The following is a 19,776-nucleotide window of genomic DNA, read 5'->3' as shown; positions in this document are numbered from 1 at the left end:
CATGCGCAACGATACCCGCCTGAAATTTACCGCCTACGTGGCACAGCAAGCCGCGCTGTCCAGCGTGGCAGACGCCGCCGTCAAGTTCGCCATCGCGCCCAGCGTGCAGCAAACCTTGGAGCAGCGCATTCAAGAGTCCAGTTCGTTCCTGGGCAAGATCAACATCGCCCCCGTGGATGAAATGATGGGCGAGCGCCTGGGCCTGGGTGTGAACGGCCCCATTGCCAGCCGTACCGACACCAGCGGCGACAACGAGCGCAAGCCCACCGATGTGTCGGACATGAACAGCCACAAATATCTGGCTGTCCAGACAAACTATGACACCGCCATCCGCTACGCCAAGCTGGACATGTGGGCCAGGTTCCCGAATTTCCAAAAGCTGCTGTCGGGCGCAATCATCCAGCAATGCGCGCTTGATCGCATCATGATCGGCTTCAATGGCACCAGCGCAGCGGCGAACACCAACCGTGCAACCAACCCGCTGCTGCAGGACGTTAACAAGGGCTGGCTGCAAGACCTGCGCGAGAACCGCCCTGCTGGTGTGATGACTGGCGGCCAGGTTGCGGGCACCGTCAAGGTGGGAGTCGATGCAGCTGGCAAGAAGCTGGCCGACGCCGACTATGCAAGCCTGGACGGCCTGGTGTATGACGCCCGCCATGCGCTGATTGCTGCCATGTTCTCGGAGAACGCCGACCTGGTGGCCATCGTGGGCCGTGACCTGATGCACGACAAGCTGTTTCCCATCGTGGACGGCCAGAACGCCCCCACCGAGATGCTGGCCGGCAGCCTGGTGGTGAGCCAAAAGCGCCTGGGCGGCCTACAGGCTGTCACCGTGCCTTATTTCCCGCCCAAGGCCGTGCTGATTACCAGCCTGGACAACCTGTCCATCTACTACCAGGCCAGCGCACGCCGGCGCATGGTCAAAGACCAGCCGGAAAAAGACCGCATCGCCACGTTTGAATCGTCCAACGACGCATTCGTGATCGAGAACTTGGAAAAGGCCTGCCTGGTCGAAAACATCGAACTGGCCTAAGCCAAAGCGCACCTGCCAGCCATCGGCGGCTAAAAAAATAGGCCGCTCTTTAGCGGGCCGGTGCCAACCAACACCAAGCGGGGAACATCCACATGCGACAAACACCAGCCCAAGCGCACTACATGCGCGCCATGGCTGCCCTGGCGGCCAGCGCTGGCAGTGCCGCCGACGCCTACGGCCAGACCATCGGCACCGCCTACGAGCTGCAGCTTGTACAGCTGCACCAGCACCGCATTGCGTTGAAAGATATCAAGGCCAATGAACGCAAGGCCGAGGCCAAGCGCGCCATGCTGCCCGAATACGACGCCTACCTGTCCGGGGTGTTTGACACCAAGCCCGGTACGCAAGACGAAGTGGTGGCCACCATCCTGATTTGGGCCATTGACGCGGGCGACTATGCGCGTGCCATGCCTCTAGCCGAATACGCCCTGGCCAGCGGCATCAACCCGCCCGACAACTACAACCGCGACATGGCCAGCGTGGTGGCCGAGGAAATCGCCGAAGCCGTGCTGGCTGGCCGCTTGAAGGATCAAGACGCCATCGCAGTCACCCAGCGCGTGCTGGAGCTGACCGCCGAGACCGACATGCACGACCAGATCAAGGCCAAGCTGAACAAGGCCGCAGGCTGGGCGCTGCTGGGCAAGACCAACAGCCAGGACATTGCCATGGATGCCAAGGGCCGCACGCTGCAGGTGTGCGGCGCGGCCCTCCCGTACCTGCAACGCGCCATGGAGCTTGATCCATTGCGCGCAGGCGTCAAAAAAGACATTGAGCGATTGGAAGCGCGCCTCAAAAAAGTAGCGCCCTAACCGCCATACCGTTCGCACCCCGCGACCGTGGCGGCCCCAGGGCAAAGGCAGCATTGATTTGCCACCGCCTGACGCCCTGGGCCACCGCCACACCTCATAACCCTGAAAGCCTGACACCGTGAGCTCGCCCTTTGTCGCAGTCGCCAACCCACCTATCAAGGGCGCCGAAGCATCGGTGGCTAACGATGGCTGGTGGCCCGATGTGAACTGCGAGAAGCTACGCGAAGACGCCCGGCTCGATGGCACCGTGACGCCGCCCCGCCTGCTGCTGGCCGTGGAAGAGGCCATGCTCAGTGTCAACAGAGAGCTGGTCGACTGGCAGGCCGCGCAGGTGGCGCTGGGCTATGCCAGCCTGGCCGATGTTCCAGCCACCCAGCTGGGCGGCCAGAGTGTGAAGCTCAAGCACTATCTGCGGGCCATCCAATCACATGTGCAGTCCCAACTTGCCAGCGCATACCGCGACATTGACACCCTGCCAGATGGCGCTGGCAAGGAAAGCCGGGTGCGCAGCGCGCTGGAGATCCGGCAAGACAGCCTCGACACCCGCACGCGCCACGCCATCGCCGACCTGCAGGGCCTGCCCCGCGTGATTGCCGAGCTGCTATGACCGGTACGCAAAACACCATCACCGTGCGGGCGCTGCAAAACGATGTACTTGATGCGCTGGTGAATCGTCACCTGGGCAGCACAGCGGGCCACGTAGAGGCCACGCTTGCCGCCAACCCTGGCCTGGCCAAGGTGGCCATGGATATTCCCATGGGCATGCCCGTGCGCCTGGTCAAGGCCGCGCAGCCCGTGCAAGACCGGATCAACCTTTGGGACTGACAACACGATGAACAAGCTGCAAACCTATTTGACCGAGGCTGGTGTGCCCGCAGAGCTGCACGCGCATGCGCTGGCCAGCCTGCAGAGCGCGCGCAAGCCCGCATTGATCCGCTTTTGGCTGGGACTGACGGCCCCCATCGTCTGGCTGTTCATTGCGGCGCTGCTGCCCCGAAAGGCTGAACAGCTGCCGCGCTGGCTGCGCTGGTACGACAACAACATCAGCATCAACGGCGACCGCTCTGACTGGGCGCTGATTGATGGGCAGCATGTGCGCATGCCGGCGCCCGACGAAGATGTGGTGCACGACGATGGCCAGCATGTGAGCTACTGGCCGCCGTACAGCCCCCGCAGCTTTCTGCCGCGCTGGAACTTCAACGGCATTCGCAACCGCTGCGGATGGCTGGCCAAGAAGTGGGCCCAGCCCCTGGAGAGCATCGCCTACCGCGCCGGCTTGCCGGTGCTGGATGGCGAATGGGGCAACCCCGATATCGGCCGCCAGGTGATGGGCATCCGCGTGGCTTGCGCTGGTGGCGTCTGGCAGCTGGTGCGCACCAGCAGGCTGTGGGGCGGCACTAAGACCGAGAACTACGGGTTTGAAGTTTTGAACGCCAACACCATCGACCGTTTTGCCACCTGCACATGGACGGCATGGAGCTGGAAGGGGCCCAAAAAATGAATATCGAAGAAGCTGCACGCGATGCGGCCATGGCATCGGCTGGTGGCAAAACCGCACTGACCAGCGGCGGCGCACTGGTGGGATGGGGCTTTCTAAACAGCGAATGGGTATTTGGGATCATCGGCGCCTTAATCGGCATTGGCGGACTGGCCGTGCAGTACTACTTTCTCAAGCGCCGGCGCGAGGATGACCGCAAGCAAGCCGCCGAAGCGAACCGACGCGCCGAAGAACTCCACAAGCTGAAAATTCAGCTCTACAACAAGCAGCTGAACGGCGTGCCGAGCCCTGAGGCATCGGTGATCGTCAGCCCGCCGCCCACGCGCAGCAAGCAAAGCGAATTCGTGACCGACTTTGGAGGGCTGCCCGATGACTAGACCGCTGCCATACGTGCCCAAGGGCACCATCATTGCCGGGGGCGCCACCGCCGTGGGTGCTGCAGTTGCCGCGATCCTGCTGAACACCTTGCCGGTGGACGAAGGCCGGGTGCTGCCGGCCTACCTTGACCCGGTGGCCATTCCAACCATCTGCGAGGGATGGACGCGCGGCGTAAAGCTGGGCGATGTGGCCACTAATACCGAATGCGACGCACTCACCATGCAGGGGATACAGGAAGCCTGGCAGATTTTTGAGCGCTGGGTGCCCGCTGAGGTGCGCGACAGCATGCCGGCCACCAGCGTGGCCGCGTTCCTCTCGTTCATCTACAACGCCGGCCCAGGCGCGCCGGGCGTAAAGGATGGCTTTGTCTATCTGAAAAGCGGCAACCACAGCACCATGCTGCGCCTGCTGCGCGCTGGAGATGTGGCTGCAGCCTGCCGCCAGCTGCCGGCCTGGGCATCGGCCAAGGGTGTCAAGCTGCGCGGCCTGGCGCTGCGCCGTGATCGAGAAATGACCATGTGCCTGAAAGACCTCAAGCCATGAAAAAGCAAACCGGCGTAATCGACTGGCAGACCGTCATAGTCTTCAGCGCTCTGATGACGGCGCTATGCATAAGCCACGGCTGGTCATATCGCAAGGGCTTTACAGCCCGCGACCTGATCGCCCAGCAGGACGATGCCAAGCGCCAAGCAGCCGAGCGCACCGAGGCCACCCGGCAGGGCGAGGCCAGCCGCACCGCTGACAACCAGCTGCGTGACCAGGCCGCAACCCTTGCCCGTGAACTACAGGAGAGCAAAGACCATGCAAAAACTATTGAAGCTGAGCGCGATCGCGCTTTGCGTGATGGCCGTCAGCGGCTGTCAATCCGCGCCACCAGCTGCGCGGCCCCCGCAATACCTGCTGAGCGAGCCGCCCAGCATGCCGGCCCTGGGCCTCAAGAAGCGCGAGCCGAACTACTGGCAGAGGATGCAGCCAATCTTGCAGCCATCACCGCCGACGCCGAAGACGCCACCCGCGAACTGAACAGCTGCATAGACCAGTACAACGCAGCCAAGCAGGCGCTGGACACTTGGAAAACCACCGTATGGAAAGGCGCCCAGCATGTGGAAGCTGCAAAGTCTGCGAACCCTCATTGAGGCCGCAGTACCCGACCTCAAGGCCAACCCCGAAAACCTCGTAGTCCTGGCCAGCGGTGGCCGGGCCGTCTCGGCGATGGGTAAAAGCCTGTCCTTTGAGTACGCCTACACCATCGACGTCACGGTGCTGGACTTCACGGGCCACACCGATGCCCTGTTTGTGCCGCTGATCGCCTGGCTGCGCGTCCACCAGCCCGAGCTGCTGCTGAATCCCACCACGCAGGCCACGGGCCTCCAGTTCCAAGTGGAGCTGCTCAACACCGCCGGCGCCGATATCGGTATCCGGGTGCCCGTCACCGAGCGGGTGATTGTCACGCCTGACCCTGGCCACCCCACGCGCCTGATCTGCGACCACCCCGCAGAGCCCCAGGTGGTGGGCACCAACCGGTTGCCCGAGCATTGGCAACTGTGGCTCAAAGACCAGCTGCTGGCCGAATGGGACATACCCACCCCGCCCGAAGAAGCGCGGTTTGTGCTGTAGCCCATGGCAGACTTTCGCGCCATTGAAGACTGGGCCGGCCACTTGCTGGCCAAGCTGGACGGCACCGCACGCCGGCGCCTGGCGGTAGATATTGCCCGCAAGCTGCGCACCGCCAACACCCAGCGCATGCGCGCCCAGACTGACCCGGACGGCAACGCCTGGCAGCCCCGCAAGGCACCTAGCGGGGCACTGCGCAACAAGCGCGCCCAGGTGCGCCAACAGGCTCAGCAGCGCAAGCCCATGTTTGCCAAGCTGCGCATGCAGCGCAACATCAGGGCGCGCAGCGAGGGCGGCAACGCTGCGGTGGTGGAGTTTGTCGGCCGCGCCCAGCGCATCGCCCGCGTGCATCACAACGGCGAAACCGACCTGGTGAACCCAGGCGGCCCGAGCTACGACTACCCAGCGCGTGAGCTGATCGGCATCAGCAAAGACGACACCGATTGGCTGCGCGAATACCTGCTGGACTACCTGAGCAGGTAGCAGCCAACCGCTGCAAAAATTGTGCAAGGCGCAGCCACAGCGCCCGCTGCTGGCCTTCCGCGCGCGCGCGGCCGACACTGGCCGCATGCCCCCAAACACCAGCCCAGAAACCAACCCGCTAGAGCTATCGCGCCAACTGGCCAACGTGGCCCGCATGGGCACGATTGCGGCTGTTGACTTGGGCGCCGCGCGCTGCCGCGTCAAGACAGGCGACAACGAAACCGATTGGCTGCCATGGTTCACGAGCCGAGCCGCAGGCGACAAGGGCAGCCAGTGGTGGCCACCTGTCAAGGGTGAGCAATGCATGGTGCTGGCCACGGGCGGCGACATGGGCCAGGGCTGCGTGCTGCTGGGCGTTTACAGCGACCGCATGACCGCCCCCAGCAACCAGGCAGACACCTGCCGCACCCAGTTCAGCAAACAGGACTACAGCGAAACCGCCAAGGGCGAACACCTGCTGCACCTTGAAAAGCGCGTGCGCTTTGAAGTGGCAGAGGGCTGCAGCATCACCATGGAGCAAGACAGCATCACGTTGCAGGCCGGTGGCGCCACGCTCACCATTGGCTCGGGCCAGATCGCGGCCAACGTCAATGTGGTGGGCGAAGCCGATGTGATCGCCTCGGGCATCAGCCTGGTGAGCCACCTGCACAAGGGCGTCATTCCTGGCCCTGCATTGACCCAAGGGCCGGTGCCAGCATGATGAACGCCCAGACCGGCACCCGCATGGATGCCATCAGCCACTTGCGCCAATCGGTGATGGACATCCTGACCACGCCCATCGGCAGCCGCGTGATGCGCCGCGACTACGGCAGCCTGCTGCAGGCGCTGGTCGATCAGCCCGACAACCTGCTTGCGCAAACCCGCGTTTTTTCGGCTATCCAATCGGCGCTGATGCGCTGGGAGCCGCGCATTGAAGTCAAGCAGATCAAAAGCCTGCGCGACCCAAGCCGCCCCGGCTATGCCAAGTATCAAATTTTGGGCACCTACAACAGCGACTTTGGCGCAAGCCAGCCGCTGCGCCTGTCGGTGCCCATTGCGTGGGGGGCATCCGCATGATCGAGCTGGCCACACTGCCCGCGCCTGATGTAGTCGAAGCGCTCAACTACGAAACGATTCTGGCCACCAGCAAAGCCGACCTGGCCGACCTGCTGCGCCCGTACCTACCAGCCGTAGACGATGTGCTGGCCCTGGAGAGCGAACCGGTCACCAAGCTGCTGGAATCCTTTGCCATGCGCGAAATGGCATACCGTGCGCGCGTCAACGATGCCGCCCGTGCCCACCTGCTGGCATTTGCCAAGGGCGCCGACCTTGACCATATCGCGGCCCTGGTGGGCGTCACCCGCATGGACGGCGAGGCAGACAATCGGCTGCGCACCCGTGTGCAGCTGCGCATTGCGGCGCTGGCAAGCCAGGGCACGCGGGAGTACTACGAATATCAGGCGATGACCGCCAGCCTCAACGTGCGCGCGGCCATGGCGACCAGCCCGCTGGCTGGCAAGGTGCTGCTGCAGCTGTGGTGCCAAGACCAAGCGCAGGCCGCCGCCACGCTGGCGGCAGTCTCTGCCGTGCTGAACAGCGATGCCGGGCGCATGCTGGGCGTGCCCATCACGGTGGTCGTGTCCCAGCCAAAGGCCGTCAACATCACCGCCAACATCTACCGCACCCGCAACGCGCCGGCCAACCTGCAGCAGCTGCTGCAGACCCGGCTGCAGGATGCCTTTGCCAGCATGGGCGACCTGCGCGCGACCGTGGCGCGCAGCTACATCACCACGCTGCTGCATGTTGAAGGCGTGGCCCGGGTGCAATACCCAGACAGCACGGCACCTGCGGAAGTGACTTCCATCCCGGTGGGCTACTTCCCAACCTTGGGCCAGGTGCTGCTGGTGGACATGGGGGTGGCATAGCCATGGCCGGCCCCAAAGTTTCCCAGCGCCACCGCAGTGTGCTGCCGCCCAATGCCAGCCTGCTGGAGCGTGCCATTGATGGCAACTTTCCAGCCGACTGGGACAGCCTGGCCGACCAGGCCGAGCCTGCCGCAGATCCTGATGTGCTGCTGCCCTGGGTAGCGGCTCAATGGCAGCTCACCCAGTTCGACCGCTACTTTTCCGACCCGCGCGAGCTGCTGGCCAAGGGCCTGCCCTGGCTGCGTGAGCGCGGCAGCGCGGCGGCAGTCAAGCGGGCCATGGGCTGGCTGGGCTACACCGGTGTGCGGATCGAGGAAGACGGAGCGCGCCTGCACATCAGCCCGGGCCGGGAAGTCTCCATTGCCGACATGCAGCACATCGCCTACATGGTGCGGGCCAGCATCCCGCTGCATGTGAAGTTTTACCGCCTGTTCCACCGCTATGACCTGCGCCGCATCCGGCTGGACAACCGCCCACGGCTGGACAGCGGCATGCTCGACAGCGACAGCGGCGTGCCCATTGACCTGGGCGGCGAAATTGTCCTGGGCAGCCAGGGTCAGTACTTCAACGCCGTGGCCCAGCGCCCCAAGAACGGCCAGGTGCGCGCGCTGTGCACCATTGGCTGGAGCATGCGAACCCGCCGCAGGGACGTGCTGCGCCTGGACTCTTGGCGGCTCGACAGCCGCTTGCGCAAGGCGCCGCGCCTGATACCCACCCAAGTGGAAGCCCCAAACACGCCGGCCTATGTCCGGCTGCTGCCAAAAACAGGCTTTGGCCCGGCCTATGCCATCACCGCCGCAGCCCGCAATGCGCAACCCCAGCAGACGCGGGCCGAAACCTATTGCGCCGTCGTGCCGCGCACCGTCAGCGCCCGCACTTGGACGGGGTACTGGGACGGGCACGCCTGGCAAGAGTCTGAAATCGCAACCAAATTCACCGAGGAAAACACACCATGACAGTTGCTGTCTTGCAAGACGCTGGCCGCATCGCACTGGCCAAGGCCCTGGCCGCCATGACCGCCCACTTTGCGTGGGGCCGGGGCGATGGCGCTTGGGGAGCCCCGCCCGCCGTGCCCAGCAACCGCACCAACCTGCTGGCCGAGGTGGGCCGGCGCCTGGCCACCACCGTGCGCTATGTGGTGCCCGCTGTCGAGGCTGATTTTGATGTGGAGATGGACGGCAAGCAGTTCTACAAGTTCAGCGCCGACCCCACCCCCTACCTGTACCTGCGCGCCGAGTTTTCCACCGATGACGCCCTGAACGAGGAGATCCGCGAATGCGGCCTGTTCTTCGGCACGGTCGCCAAGGCAGGCGTGCCAGCGGGCCAGCGCTACCTGAAACCCGAGCAGGTGCAGGACGCGGGCTTTATGTACCACCTGACCTACCGCAGCAAATCGACGCGCGAAGGCCAAAAGGCCTATGAAGAAGCGGTGCTGCCTCTGTAATTCAAGGCCAAACAATGACCATCTACAAAACCTTTGACCGAGCTGATGGCTTTGTCAGCGTGGATCACCATGCAGACCGCATCCTGCAGTCGCGGGAGTTGAACGACAGCCAGGCCATGCAGCAAGATGCGCTGCGCCGGATCGCTGACGGAATCTTCAGCGATGGCGACATTCGCGAGGGCGCCCGCTGCGCCATGAGTGCAGCCACGGGCATCGCCACCATGGACGCCGGCAGCATCTACATTGCCGGCCGCATCCACGACGTTGCCGCTGCCCTGGTGGCAGTGCCGGTTATCGGCACCCAGTATGTGGGCATCTACCTGGACACCACGAAGGTGACCGCAGTGGATGATCCGCGCCTGTACAACCCAGCTGTGGAGGGCGAGGGACAAAACGAGCCAGGCGCCGACCGCACCCGCATGGTGGCGCGCTGGGGGCTGGCCGGCAGCCTGACAGTGCCCGGGGACTTCTTCCCGGTGTGGACGATTGAATATGGCGTGGTCAAGCCGCGCGAGGCGCTGGGCACCAATAGCCCAATCATCGGGGCCATTAAGGATTACGACATTGCCAGCACTGGCGGCGGCAACTACGTGGTAGACGGCCTGGCGGTTCTCATGAAAGAGGATGATCCAGAGGGCAACCAGGTCTACACCGTCCAAGCCGGAGAAGCGCGGGTGGGTGGCATTGCTGTGTTCCGGCCCATCGACCGAACCGTGATTTACCCGGCTGTGGCCAACACCATGCTGATTCAGAGCGAGCCCCATGCCGCCAGCGGTGAGGAGCTGCAGACCATCGCATTTGATCGCTTCCCGGTGTTGAAGCCTGCCACCGTCCGGGTGCAGCGCAAGAAAACCCAGCTGGTGACGCGCGGCCCGGTGGCGGGCGGAGCTGACCCACTGAACGAGAACAGCGTAGTAAAGATCAACAGCGTCAAGCTGGGTGGGGTCACCTATGTGCCCAACACCGATTACAAGCTGACTGCAGGGCAAGTGGACTGGAGCCCGGGCGGTGCCGAGCCAGCGACCGGCAACCAGTACACCGTCGATTTTGAGTACATCAGTATCGAGCCGGTGCTGAACCAAACCCCGACCACCTTCCAGATTGCCAACCCGGTCAACGGCACCGTGCATTACGTGGACTACGAATTTGCCATGCGCCGCTTTGACCGCCTGGTGATGGATGACCAGGGGGTGTTCAGCGTCATCAAGGGCGTGCCGGCCACCTGGCTGCCCGTGAAGCCCGATGTGCCTGCTGGCCAGCTGCTGCTGGCCACCATCTATCAAAGCTGGATGCAGGACACGCGCCAACTGCTGCTGGACAGCTGGCGAATGGTGCCCATGCAGACCATTGCCAACTATTCCAACCGCATGGACGATATCGAGTTGGATTTGGCCGAGCTGCGTTTGGCCACCGATGTGAACGGGCGCTACAGCGGTTTGAAGAAGGGCTATTTTGCTGATCCCATGCGCGACGACAGCATGCGCGACCAGGGGATGGAACAGACAGCGCAGATCGCCGATGGGGCGCTGCAGCTCTATGAGGACTTCGGAGCGCACCTGCTTGACGATGGCAAAACCGCCTATGCCATGGGGTACGACCTTGCGGTGGGCCTGCGCCAATCAGCCTACAGCCGGAGCATGGCCATCAACCCCAGCGTGGCCGTGGGCCAGCTGCCTGCATCCATCACGCTGGCACCGCCCATCGACAGATGGGAAGTGCCAGGGGTGCGCAAGTATCCCAAAAGGGTGCAGTTCCTCTACGCCCCTATTTACTTCCCGGGGCAAACCGTTGCCGGCAGCGTGCAAGCGGAGTTCGACAAGAACTTCGACAAATCCCTGATCGATACCAGCGACATCTATCTGCGCGAGATCGATGTGGGCGTGACGATTGCCGGGTTTGATCCGCTGGAGCCTGTGAAGGCTGCCACCTTTGACGGCCAGGACATTGCGCTAAAAGATGCCCAGGGACAAACGCCAACGGCGAATGCGCAGGGCGTGGTGCAAGGCAGTTTCAAGGTGCCCAAGGGCATCACTGTCGGCACCAAGCGCCTGCGGATCGAGGGCGATAACGGGAGCTATGGAGAAGCCAGCTACACCGGATCGGCCACCTTGAAGCTGTCTGTCTCTTTCCTCTATCGCGGCGACTTTATCGTGGCCGGCGTGGGCAACCAAACGGTGAACTATGTCGTATAACGTCCTGACTCAAGCAATCAACCCGCCAGCCACCGGCCAATATGCGGGCGCAAACCTGTTCTTTGCGAAGAAGGGCGAGGCCGTGCTGATCAGCATCGGCCAGGCCGACGAAAAGGGCTTGCCAAAGAACGAGATGGCCACTGTGCGGCTGGAGCCGGCGCAGATCAACACTGCGGGCGCCACGAATGTCATCTGGCCCACGCCCGTGCTGCTGCAGGCTGGCTTGCCCTATGCACTCAGCATCAGCGCGGCCGATACCGACACCGCGCCCTATGTGGCGCAGGTGGGCGAAGTCAACCAGGCGGGCGGCTATGTCACGCAGCCACCGGCAGAAATTGGCGCGCTCAGTCACACCAACGAATCGGGGGTGGTGACCAAGTATCTCAACCGCTTCTTGCGCTTTGAGCTGCTGGCCGTGCAGTACCAGCAGACAGCGCAGACCTTTGTGGTGGGCCAGCAGGCGGTGGTCAACGCCACAAACCTGACGGTGAATGCCGGCGCCATCCAACCCGCTCCAGATGCCCGGGTGACTTACCAGCTCAAGCTGCTGGACGATCAGGGCGCGCTCAAGGCCACCCACGATGTGGATGTGGCGCAGCCCATTCAGCTGGCGGCGCCCCACACTGGTGGCGTGCAAGTGGAAGCCACCTTGCGGCGTGCAGCCAACGGCCTGGCTCCCGTGCTTGAGCAGGGCACTGTGCTGGTGGTGGGCAGCTTGCTGGCTGATGGCAGTTACATCACGCCGGCTGTTCAGCTGGCCGGTGGGAATGCCATCACGGTGATCTTCGAGGCCAGCTTGCCAGCCGGTTCCTCTGTGCAGGTTTCCTGCAGCACTGACGACGGCGCTACCTGGCTTGATGTGCCCTTTGACAGCAGCAGCGCGCAGACGGCTGGCGATGTGGAGCTGACCCACAAGCGGGCGGGGCTGGCCGGTGCGGCGCTGCGCTTGCGGCTGCGGCTGTTGGGGAACACCAACGCACGACCCAAGGTGCGCAACCTGCGCGCCGTGATTCTGTAAGGGGTGGACATGGCGACCCAAGAAGACAACACAGAGTTTTACGACCTGCCGCTGCCCTATGCAGGAAACAAGCTGTCGGAGGATGTGGAGCGACTGCGCGCATTGGGCCGTGCGGTAGACGCTGCGCTGCACGAGCTGAGCGAGCTGGTGGACTCTCGGGCCGATGCCCAGGCGGTAGACGGTGCGCTCGATGCGCTGCAGGAGGCCATCAACAACCTGGGCGCTGCGCGGGTGCGAACGGTCAACGGAAAAGCCGGGCAAGAAATCACCCTGGTGCGCGCTGACTTGAGGCTGGGGCCGGCCAATGGCCCCAGCGCGACCAGCATCGCCTATGACCCCAACGGACGCGTGTCAGTGGTGACCGAGACGCTGGATGCCAAGCCAGCAGTCACCACCATCAGCTACGACGAAGGCGGCAACGTCAAAACCGTGGTGACCACCTACGACGGGCGAAAGCGCACCGAAACCCTGACCTATAACAACGGGCGGCTGGAGAGCGCCGCCGCAACCGAGGGGGCAGCATGAGCATTCCTTTACTGGCTCAAACACTGGCAAAGCTGGGCGAGGTGGCCACCAACTTGGGCACGGTGCTGACCAATCTTGCGGCGGTGCAAACCACGGCCAATGCCATCCGGGGTGACATCACCAGCGCGCGGGACAACATCAACACGGCGACCAACGCGGCGCGCGATAACGTCAAAACGCATGTCACGACGGCGGTAAATGGCCTATCGGGAAAGGCGCCGGTCAAGAGCATTCAGAGTGGCACCATCTCGATCACGGGTGTTGGGCTGACAGGTACTGCGACGATCTCAACCGTTGTTCCCGCAAACTGCCTGGTCGAGGTGAGCATGTTCGGGGTGCTAAGTAGTGGCGTAGTTGACAGCACCTTATCTGGCCACACCCTGACCGCCAATTCGTTGACGATCACCCGAGCGCAGAACTCCTCGGGCACCCGTTTTTTTGGCTGGAAGATTACAGAATTAAACCCCTGAGAATATGCAAAACACTTACGCAGAAATCGACGCGAGCGGGGTTTGCTTCGCTATCTCTAACTTGGCCGGCGAGGTTATTTCTCCGAACCTGATTGCCATCAGTTCGGGCGATGCGCCCATGGGAAAAAAATGGACGGGCAGCAAATGGGTTGCGGTGGCCATGCAGGCCGACCAAAGCCCGGGCATCGTGGTGGAGAACATTACCGCCGATGCCGCTAGCAACGCCCAGACTGTCATCGCTGACACCTTCGCCGAGGTGCGCACTGTGGTGGGCACCGTGCTGACCATATCGGTGCGCATGGAGGTGGGAGGCCAGCTCTACCCGGTAAACGAGGCATTTGATATGCCCATCACCAGCGTGGATGGCCGCGTCTACCCTAAGCGGGTGCTATTTGAAGCGGGCCGCGCCACGTTCACCATCACCATGACCGAGCCCCGGATCTGGAACGTCACTGCGGAAATGATCAACAGCAGCCTGCCCCCTGAAAAGCACATGCGCTTTGCCGGCCTGCGCGTGGTGGCTGCCGAGATCTAGCCCCGCTCCCAGCCTCACCCCAAACCCGCCCAGGCGGGTATTTTTGTGCCTGGCGCAGCCACAGCGCCCGCTGCTGGAGTTTCACGCGCGCGCGGCAGACACTGACGGCTACAGAGAAATCAAGCGCGCCCATGCACCGGCTTGCGCACCCATTCACCCTTTGGAGTATCCGAATATGGCGACAGGAAACCTGGCCAATTACCACCACGGCGTGCGCGTTGTAGAAGTCTCGGGCGGCACCGCTGAGCTGCGCATTCCATCGACCGCGGTCATTGGCCTGGTGGCCACCGGCCCCGATGCAGACGCGGCAGCTTTCCCCCTGGATAAGCCCGTGCTGTTCAGCAGCATCAGCAAAGCCCAGGCAGCAGCCGGCAGCGAAGGCACGCTGCCTCAGGCGCTGGCCATCATCGCCGACCAAGTGCGGCCCATCATCATCGTGGTGCGCGTGGCCGAAGGCGTGGGCGAAACCGACGAAGAGAAAATGGCCGACCAGATCAGCAAGGTGGTGGGCGACTACATCGGCGGCAAACGCACCGGCATTCAGGCGCTGCTTGATGCCCAATCCCAGCTCAAGGTCAAACCGCGCATCCTGGGCGCCCCTGGCCTGGACGCTAAACCCGTTGCCGAAGCGCTGACCGCAGCAGCTGAAAAGCTGCGCGCCATGGCCTATGTATATTGCGATGGCTGCGAGGATGTGAGCGAGGCCATTGCCTACGCGGAGGGCTTCGGCAAGCGCGAAACCATGGCCATCTGGCCCAACGTGATGCGCTGGGACTCGACTGCCAAGGCCAACGTGGTGGTGCCCGCTGTGGCGTTCGCCATGGGTGCCCGCGCCAAGATCGACACCGAGCAAGGCTGGCACAAGACCATCTCCAATGTGCCGCTGAACGGCATCACCGGCCTGGAGCATTCCGTCTTCTTTGACCTGCAAAGCACGGCCACCGATACCGATCTGCTCAACGAAGGCAAGGTGACCACCTGGATCGCGCAGGATGGCTACCGCCTGTGGGGTAGCCGCACCTGCGCGATCGAAACCGAGTTCACTTTTGAAAGCGCTGTGCGCACCGCGCATGTGCTGGCCGACACCATGGCGGAAGGCCATTTCTGGGCGGTGGACAAGCCCATGCACCCGAGCCTGGCCAAAGACATCATCGAAGGCATCAGCAGCCGCCTGCGCAGCCTCAAGAATGGCGGCTACATCCTGGGCGGCTCCGCGTGGCTCGATACCGAGGTGAACACCACCGAGACCTTGAAGGTGGGCAAGCTCACCATCGACTACGACTACACGCCTATCCCGCCGCTGGAGGATCTGGGATTTATCCAGCGCATCAGCGACAAGTACTGGGGCGACTTTGCCCAGCGCGTGGCCACGGGCCTGTAAGCGCATCCACAACGCCACCACGCATAAGGACGAAACACCATGGGACTGCCCCGCAAACTCAAGAACTTTGCCGTTTTCAAAGACGGTGTCAGCTACCTGGGCGAAGTGCCCGCAGTCACTCTGCCGGTACTCACCCGCAAGATGGATGACTACCAAGCCGGGGGAATGGGCGGCCCGGTCAAGCAGGACTTCGGCATGGAAGCCCTGTCGATGGAGTACAAGATGGGCGGCTGGGCCGATGGCAGCCACAGTGGCTTTGGCTCGGGCATCCATGACGGCACCATGCTGCGCTTCGCTGGTGCACTCGACAGTGAGGGCACTGGCCAGGTGGATGTTGTCGAAGTGGTGGCGCGCGGCCGCATCAGCGAGATTGACAAAGGAGAGGCCAAGGTGGGCGAGGCAACCGAGCACACCTACAAGATGGAACTGAGCTACTACAAGGAAGTGCTCAACGGCCAGACCCTCGTCGAAATCGACTTTGTCAACATGATCGAAAACATTGACGGCGTGGACAACATGGCCGCCGTGCGCGCGGCTCTGACCGCGTAAGCCCGCAACCCTACGCAGCTTTGCCAAGCTGCTGGGCGTGTCTCGTTACGGGGCCGCCCAGTTTCAACAGCGGGCCGCGCATCAAACCGTGCGCCCGCTGTCTTTTTGATAACCCGGAGAAGAACATGCAAACAGCTGAGCAAATCACCGCAGGGGCCGCCCCTGATCCAAGTCAGGTCAATCCCGTTGAGCTCAACACCGTCACTCTGCAGCAGCCCATCAAGCGCGGTGATACCACCATCACAAAGGTGCAATTGCGCGTGCCTCTCGGCGGCGCACTGCGGGGCATCGTTCTTCCCGAGCTGATGCATATGCAAGCCGATGCAATCATGCTCGTGCTTCCGCGCATTACCACGCCAACACTGGTCAAACAGGAGGTGGAAAACATGCATCCAGCGGACTTGGTGGCTTGCGGCGCAATGATCACCCGTTTTTTAGTGCCGGACTCAGTCATGGAGTCACTCCAACAGTAGAGGATGCCATGGCCGACATTGCCACCATTTGGCATTGGCCGCTGCAGTCCATGTGCGATATGGAATTGGGCGAGTTAATGCAGTGGCGCGCAATGGCGGTAGACCGCTACAACCTGATGCACAAAAAGCCTGACAAATAGCATTAATATGCGTACCTATGACCACCACAACCCTCTTCCTGCTACTGGCCATTGCGGCGCTGGTAATCGCGTTGCTGGGTTTCCCCTTGTTGGCTGGGTACTGGGCTGGACAAGCCGTATCAGCCGTGCAGCGCATGGCCGGTGCGCCCACCGCCAACGGCCGCTCGCAACCCGTGCACATTTCGGCGGCAGAGGGCGCGGCTTTGGTGGCCGAATCTCAGCGCATGCTGAGCGAATCCGAGGCGCGCGCCAAGCTGTAGTAATCGTGGCACCGGAGGTGTGCCATGGATAAGCTGCGGCTAGAGGTTCTTTTCGCCGCTGTTGAAAAGGTCACCGGCCCACTCAAGGCCATGGCAACGGGCAGCAAGGCGACAGCCGGGGCGCTCGGCGAAACCGAGCTGGCCCTTAAACAGCTGATGGCTCAGCAGCGCGCGTTAACCAAGTTTGAAAAAGAGCGCGACCGCCTAGACGAAGCGCGTGGCGCGCTGGAGCAAGCCCGCGCCATCGGCGTCAAACGGACGGTTCTCAAGCAGCTGACGGCTGACTATGAAAAGCAACTAACCGTTGTCAAGGGCCTGCAATCAAAGATGGCCGCCAGCGGCTGGGCGAATGCAACTGTTGACCAGCGCAGCTTGGCCACCAGCATTCAGGCCACGAATGCCAAGCTCGATCAACAGCGCCACAAGATGGAGCAGCAGCGGCAGGTGGAGCAGCGTTTGCATGTCCTGCGCGAGAACCACAGCAAAGCCATGATGAAAATGGCCATGTATGGTGGTGCTGCAGCTGGTGCGCAAATGGCTGGGCAGAAGGCCCGCGTACCTTTCCAGGCCGCCGTCGATGCGTTCATGCCCGCCGAGGATGCCAGCACGCAGTTGAGCGCCTCACTTATGCGCGCCGATGGCCAGGTGCCGAAGTCGTTTAAGGAGATGGTTGACCTGGCCACCAAGCTGGGCGACAAGCTGCCAGGAACCACTAAGGACTTCATCGAGCTGATGCAGGCGCTCAGCCAAGAGGGATTGAGCGATAAAACCATTTTGGGGGGGACAGCTGAGGCAGCTTCCTACCTTGCGGTTCAGCTGAAGAAGGTGCCCAAAGAAGCGGCTACTATGGCTGCAAAGATGCAGGATGCAACCCGTGCCACAGAGGCCGAAATGATGGGCATTCTGGACATGGTGCAGCGCAGCCACTACGCCGGGGCAGATGCCGACTTTATGCTGGCGGGCTTCACCAAGATGGCGCCGGTTCTGGACATCACCAAGAAGAAGGGCCTTGAGGTGATGAACGCGCTCAGCCCCATGATGGTGATGCTGAATCAGGCAGGTATGACCGATGGAGGAAGCGCGGGTAACGCCATCCGCAAGGTTTTCCAAGCCAGCATGAGCCAGAAGAAGCTGGTAAAGGCTAACAAAGCGCTCAGTGGTGCAAAGGCGGGTTTCTCACTGGATTTCAGCAACGGCAAAGGAGAGTTTGGCGGCATCGACAAGATGTTTAAGCAGCTCAAGAAGCTGGACAAGCTCAACACCATGCAGCGCGGCTTGGTGATCAATGAGCTGTTCGGAGACGATGCTGAAACTCTGCAGGTGGTCAACACTTTGATCACCAAGGGTGCCGATGGATACCAAGAGGCGGCCAAGAAGTTGGCAGACCAGGCCAGCCTGCAGATGCGTGTGAATGAGCAGCTCAAAACGCTGACGAATGCTGCTGAGGCCGCGCAGGGTAGTTTCACAAATATGCTCGCCGAGTTCGGCCAAGCGATAGCCCCTGAACTTAAAGCCATTCTCGGATGGCTAGGAGATGTGGCAAACGGCATCGGTGCCTGGGCGCGCGCAAACCCTGGACTGGCAAAAGGAATCATGATGGTGGTCGGCGGCGCTGCGGCGTTGCTGACCGTTGGCGGGGCCCTTGGCATCGGCATCCTTGCGCTACTTGGGCCCATGACCATTGCACGATTCTTGCTGTCGCGCTTTTTGCTGAACCTGGTCGCCACCAGGGTGGCAGCGGCGGGGGCAGCGCCCGCTGTGGGGCTATTGGGGCGGCTATGGGCTGGAGCAGGTAATGCAGTCGGCGGAGCGCTGGGATGGTTCACCCGCCTGGGGCAGTGGGTAGGAAGCTTAAGTGCCTATATTCCTACGGTGCTGAGATTTGGCCTCACATTCTTAAGACTTCTTGGCCCGATAGGGCTTGTGATTACTGCTGCCACCTTGCTCTATCAGCGGTGGGATGATGTGGTGGGCGGTGCAAAGATGCTTTGGGAAGACCTGACCTCTGCCATTGGCAGCGGCCTGCAGGCTGTCATGGGCCTGACCAGCCAGTTTTTCAATGCCGGCGCCAACATTATTCAGGGCTTGGTCAGTGGTATCACCAGCCGCATTGCGGCCGTGCGCGATGCCGTGGGCGAAGTGGCCAGCAGCAGCATTGGCTGGTTCAAAGAAAAGCTGGGCATCCACAGCCCGAGCCGCGTGTTTGCTGAGCTGGGCGGCTACGTGGGCGAAGGGGCCGCGCAGGGCATTACCGGCAGCTCAGGCCTGGTGCGCAATGCGGCGCTGGGAATGGCGGCGGCCACCCTGGTGCCAATGGGTGCCATGGCGCTGCCGATGGGCGGCATGCTGCCGATGCCAGATATGGCCAGCATGGCGGCATCGGCCCCGGCCGGTGGCGCAGCTGCTGGCGGCGGTGCCAGCTACTACACCATCAGCATCACCGTGCAAGGCAACGCCAAGGGCGACGAGATCGGCGCCGCTGTGCGAGCCGAGATTGAACGCATTGAGCGGCAAAAGGCCGCCCGCCGTGGCAGCAGCCTGACGGACATTGACTAGGAGTAGCGCAGCATGATGGCAGCCCTGGGCCAATTTGTATTTGGCCTCTCGACCCTGGCCTACAACGATCTGCAGCGCAGCCAGGAATGGCGCCACCCCAGCAGCAGCCGGGTGGGCGACCGGCCAGCGCGCCAGTATGTGGGGCCAGGGGATGACAAGATCACATTGACCGGCCTGCAGGTGCCCGAGTTCATGGGCGACCGCAAGGCCCTTGATCGTCTGGCCGAAATGGCAGATGCAGGCAAGGCCTACAACCTCTGCACCGGAACCGGTGAGGCGCTGGGCGCCTGGGTGATTGAAAGCCTGAACACGACGCGCAGCGTTTTCATCCGCGAAGGTGCGGCGCGTAAGGTCGAGTTCACGCTGTCCCTGGCCCGCGTGGATGCGCAGCAGGTTGACCCGTCTGGCGGCTTGGACACAGGGCCAGACAGCGGCGCAGGGGATGACGATTGGTATGGCGGCGACCCCTGGGACTGGTGGCTGGGCGCTGATGATGATGACGATAAATGGTGAT

At 62.7% G+C, this 19,776-nt stretch carries 27 protein-coding genes; all 27 read left to right on the top strand.

From position 1 onward, the window contains the following. Position 1 precedes the first annotated feature (1 nt). The 27 genes from HS961_RS20530 (at position 2) to HS961_RS20400 (ending at position 19,775) form a co-directional block, all read left to right on the top strand. On the top strand, positions 2-1,033 hold the full coding sequence (locus HS961_RS20530; protein ID WP_182325199.1) for a phage major capsid protein, P2 family: 1,032 nt from the start codon (positions 2-4) through the stop codon (positions 1,031-1,033). A 92-nt stretch (positions 1,034-1,125) separates the two neighbouring features. Then, the gene (gene gpM, locus HS961_RS20525; protein WP_182325197.1) at positions 1,126-1,842 is read left to right on the top strand and encodes a phage terminase small subunit; all 717 of its coding nucleotides are present in this window, start codon (positions 1,126-1,128) and stop codon (positions 1,840-1,842) included. Positions 1,843-1,960: 118 nt separating this feature from the next. Beyond that, positions 1,961-2,449: a head completion/stabilization protein gene (locus HS961_RS20520; protein ID WP_182325195.1), complete on the top strand. Its 489-nt coding sequence runs from the start codon at positions 1,961-1,963 to the stop codon at positions 2,447-2,449. Further along, positions 2,446-2,667: a tail protein X gene (locus tag HS961_RS20515; RefSeq protein WP_182325193.1), complete on the top strand. Its 222-nt coding sequence runs from the start codon at positions 2,446-2,448 to the stop codon at positions 2,665-2,667. The genes HS961_RS20520 and HS961_RS20515 overlap by 4 nt, the downstream gene beginning before the upstream one ends. Before the next feature lie 7 nt (positions 2,668-2,674). After that, the gene (locus HS961_RS20510) at positions 2,675-3,343 is read left to right on the top strand and encodes a hypothetical protein (protein ID WP_182325191.1); all 669 of its coding nucleotides are present in this window, start codon (positions 2,675-2,677) and stop codon (positions 3,341-3,343) included. Then, positions 3,340-3,717, top strand: a complete 378-nt coding sequence (locus HS961_RS20505) for a holin (RefSeq protein WP_182325189.1) — start codon at positions 3,340-3,342, stop codon at positions 3,715-3,717. Before HS961_RS20510 ends, HS961_RS20505 begins: the two co-directional genes overlap by 4 nt. Beyond that, the gene (locus HS961_RS20500; protein ID WP_238347682.1) at positions 3,710-4,261 is read left to right on the top strand and encodes a lysozyme; all 552 of its coding nucleotides are present in this window, start codon (positions 3,710-3,712) and stop codon (positions 4,259-4,261) included. The genes HS961_RS20505 and HS961_RS20500 overlap by 8 nt, the downstream gene beginning before the upstream one ends. Continuing rightward, positions 4,258-4,854 carry a lysis system i-spanin subunit Rz gene (locus HS961_RS20495; RefSeq protein WP_182325187.1) on the top strand — a complete coding sequence of 199 codons (597 nt, stop codon included), beginning with the start codon at positions 4,258-4,260 and terminating at the stop codon, positions 4,852-4,854. The genes HS961_RS20500 and HS961_RS20495 overlap by 4 nt, the downstream gene beginning before the upstream one ends. After that, a complete protein-coding gene (locus HS961_RS20490) occupies positions 4,820-5,335 on the top strand; it encodes a phage tail protein (protein ID WP_182325186.1) in 516 nt (171 codons plus the stop codon). Before HS961_RS20495 ends, HS961_RS20490 begins: the two co-directional genes overlap by 35 nt. Positions 5,336-5,338: 3 nt before the next feature. Then, positions 5,339-5,815: a phage virion morphogenesis protein gene (locus HS961_RS20485; protein WP_182325183.1), complete on the top strand. Its 477-nt coding sequence runs from the start codon at positions 5,339-5,341 to the stop codon at positions 5,813-5,815. Between the two features lie 85 nt (positions 5,816-5,900). Then, a complete protein-coding gene (locus HS961_RS20480; protein ID WP_182322430.1) occupies positions 5,901-6,515 on the top strand; it encodes a phage baseplate assembly protein V in 615 nt (204 codons plus the stop codon). Next, positions 6,512-6,871, top strand: a complete 360-nt coding sequence (locus HS961_RS20475; protein WP_238347681.1) for a GPW/gp25 family protein — start codon at positions 6,512-6,514, stop codon at positions 6,869-6,871. Before HS961_RS20480 ends, HS961_RS20475 begins: the two co-directional genes overlap by 4 nt. After that, the gene (locus HS961_RS20470; protein WP_182325181.1) at positions 6,868-7,719 is read left to right on the top strand and encodes a baseplate J/gp47 family protein; all 852 of its coding nucleotides are present in this window, start codon (positions 6,868-6,870) and stop codon (positions 7,717-7,719) included. The genes HS961_RS20475 and HS961_RS20470 overlap by 4 nt, the downstream gene beginning before the upstream one ends. A 2-nt stretch (positions 7,720-7,721) precedes the next feature. After that, positions 7,722-8,675 (top strand): phage tail protein, encoded by a 954-nt coding sequence (locus tag HS961_RS20465; RefSeq protein ID WP_182325180.1) that lies wholly within the window; start codon positions 7,722-7,724, stop codon positions 8,673-8,675. Beyond that, on the top strand, positions 8,672-9,163 hold the full coding sequence (locus HS961_RS20460; RefSeq protein WP_182325178.1) for a hypothetical protein: 492 nt from the start codon (positions 8,672-8,674) through the stop codon (positions 9,161-9,163). The genes HS961_RS20465 and HS961_RS20460 overlap by 4 nt, the downstream gene beginning before the upstream one ends. Before the next feature lie 14 nt (positions 9,164-9,177). Then, positions 9,178-11,355 (top strand): DUF4815 domain-containing protein, encoded by a 2,178-nt coding sequence (locus HS961_RS20455; protein WP_182325176.1) that lies wholly within the window; start codon positions 9,178-9,180, stop codon positions 11,353-11,355. Continuing rightward, complete coding sequence (locus tag HS961_RS20450; RefSeq protein ID WP_182325174.1) at positions 11,345-12,373, top strand: virulence-associated protein; 1,029 nt, start codon at positions 11,345-11,347, stop codon at positions 12,371-12,373. The genes HS961_RS20455 and HS961_RS20450 overlap by 11 nt, the downstream gene beginning before the upstream one ends. A 9-nt stretch (positions 12,374-12,382) precedes the next feature. After that, complete coding sequence (locus HS961_RS20445) at positions 12,383-12,898, top strand: hypothetical protein (protein ID WP_182325172.1); 516 nt, start codon at positions 12,383-12,385, stop codon at positions 12,896-12,898. Then, a complete protein-coding gene (locus tag HS961_RS20440) occupies positions 12,895-13,368 on the top strand; it encodes a hypothetical protein (RefSeq protein ID WP_182325171.1) in 474 nt (157 codons plus the stop codon). Before HS961_RS20445 ends, HS961_RS20440 begins: the two co-directional genes overlap by 4 nt. A gap of 118 nt (positions 13,369-13,486) precedes the next feature. Continuing rightward, positions 13,487-13,903, top strand: a complete 417-nt coding sequence (locus HS961_RS20435; protein ID WP_182325169.1) for a hypothetical protein — start codon at positions 13,487-13,489, stop codon at positions 13,901-13,903. Positions 13,904-14,093: 190 nt separating this feature from the next. Further along, positions 14,094-15,284 (top strand): phage tail sheath protein, encoded by a 1,191-nt coding sequence (locus HS961_RS20430; protein ID WP_412101667.1) that lies wholly within the window; start codon positions 14,094-14,096, stop codon positions 15,282-15,284. Positions 15,285-15,323: 39 nt separating this feature from the next. Beyond that, the gene (locus HS961_RS20425; RefSeq protein WP_182325165.1) at positions 15,324-15,833 is read left to right on the top strand and encodes a phage major tail tube protein; all 510 of its coding nucleotides are present in this window, start codon (positions 15,324-15,326) and stop codon (positions 15,831-15,833) included. A 125-nt stretch (positions 15,834-15,958) separates the two neighbouring features. Continuing rightward, complete coding sequence (locus tag HS961_RS20420) at positions 15,959-16,306, top strand: phage tail assembly protein (RefSeq protein WP_182325163.1); 348 nt, start codon at positions 15,959-15,961, stop codon at positions 16,304-16,306. Positions 16,307-16,314: 8 nt separating this feature from the next. Next, entirely contained in the window at positions 16,315-16,446 is a 132-nt protein-coding gene (locus tag HS961_RS20415) for a GpE family phage tail protein (RefSeq protein WP_182325161.1), read from the top strand. A 17-nt stretch (positions 16,447-16,463) separates the two neighbouring features. Beyond that, positions 16,464-16,706, top strand: a complete 243-nt coding sequence (locus HS961_RS20410) for a hypothetical protein (RefSeq protein ID WP_182325159.1) — start codon at positions 16,464-16,466, stop codon at positions 16,704-16,706. A 24-nt stretch (positions 16,707-16,730) separates the two neighbouring features. After that, the gene (locus HS961_RS20405; RefSeq protein ID WP_182325157.1) at positions 16,731-19,262 is read left to right on the top strand and encodes a phage tail tape measure protein; all 2,532 of its coding nucleotides are present in this window, start codon (positions 16,731-16,733) and stop codon (positions 19,260-19,262) included. Positions 19,263-19,274: 12 nt separating this feature from the next. Further along, on the top strand, positions 19,275-19,775 hold the full coding sequence (locus tag HS961_RS20400; protein WP_182325155.1) for a phage tail protein: 501 nt from the start codon (positions 19,275-19,277) through the stop codon (positions 19,773-19,775). The last annotated feature ends 1 nt before the right edge of the window (position 19,776 follow it).

Source organism: Comamonas piscis (assembly GCF_014109725.1).
In the GTDB taxonomy this organism is placed as follows: domain Bacteria; phylum Pseudomonadota; class Gammaproteobacteria; order Burkholderiales; family Burkholderiaceae_C; genus Comamonas; species Comamonas piscis.
The sequence above is the reverse complement of the archived record's forward strand: the minus strand, read 5'-3'. Positions and strand labels throughout refer to the sequence as shown.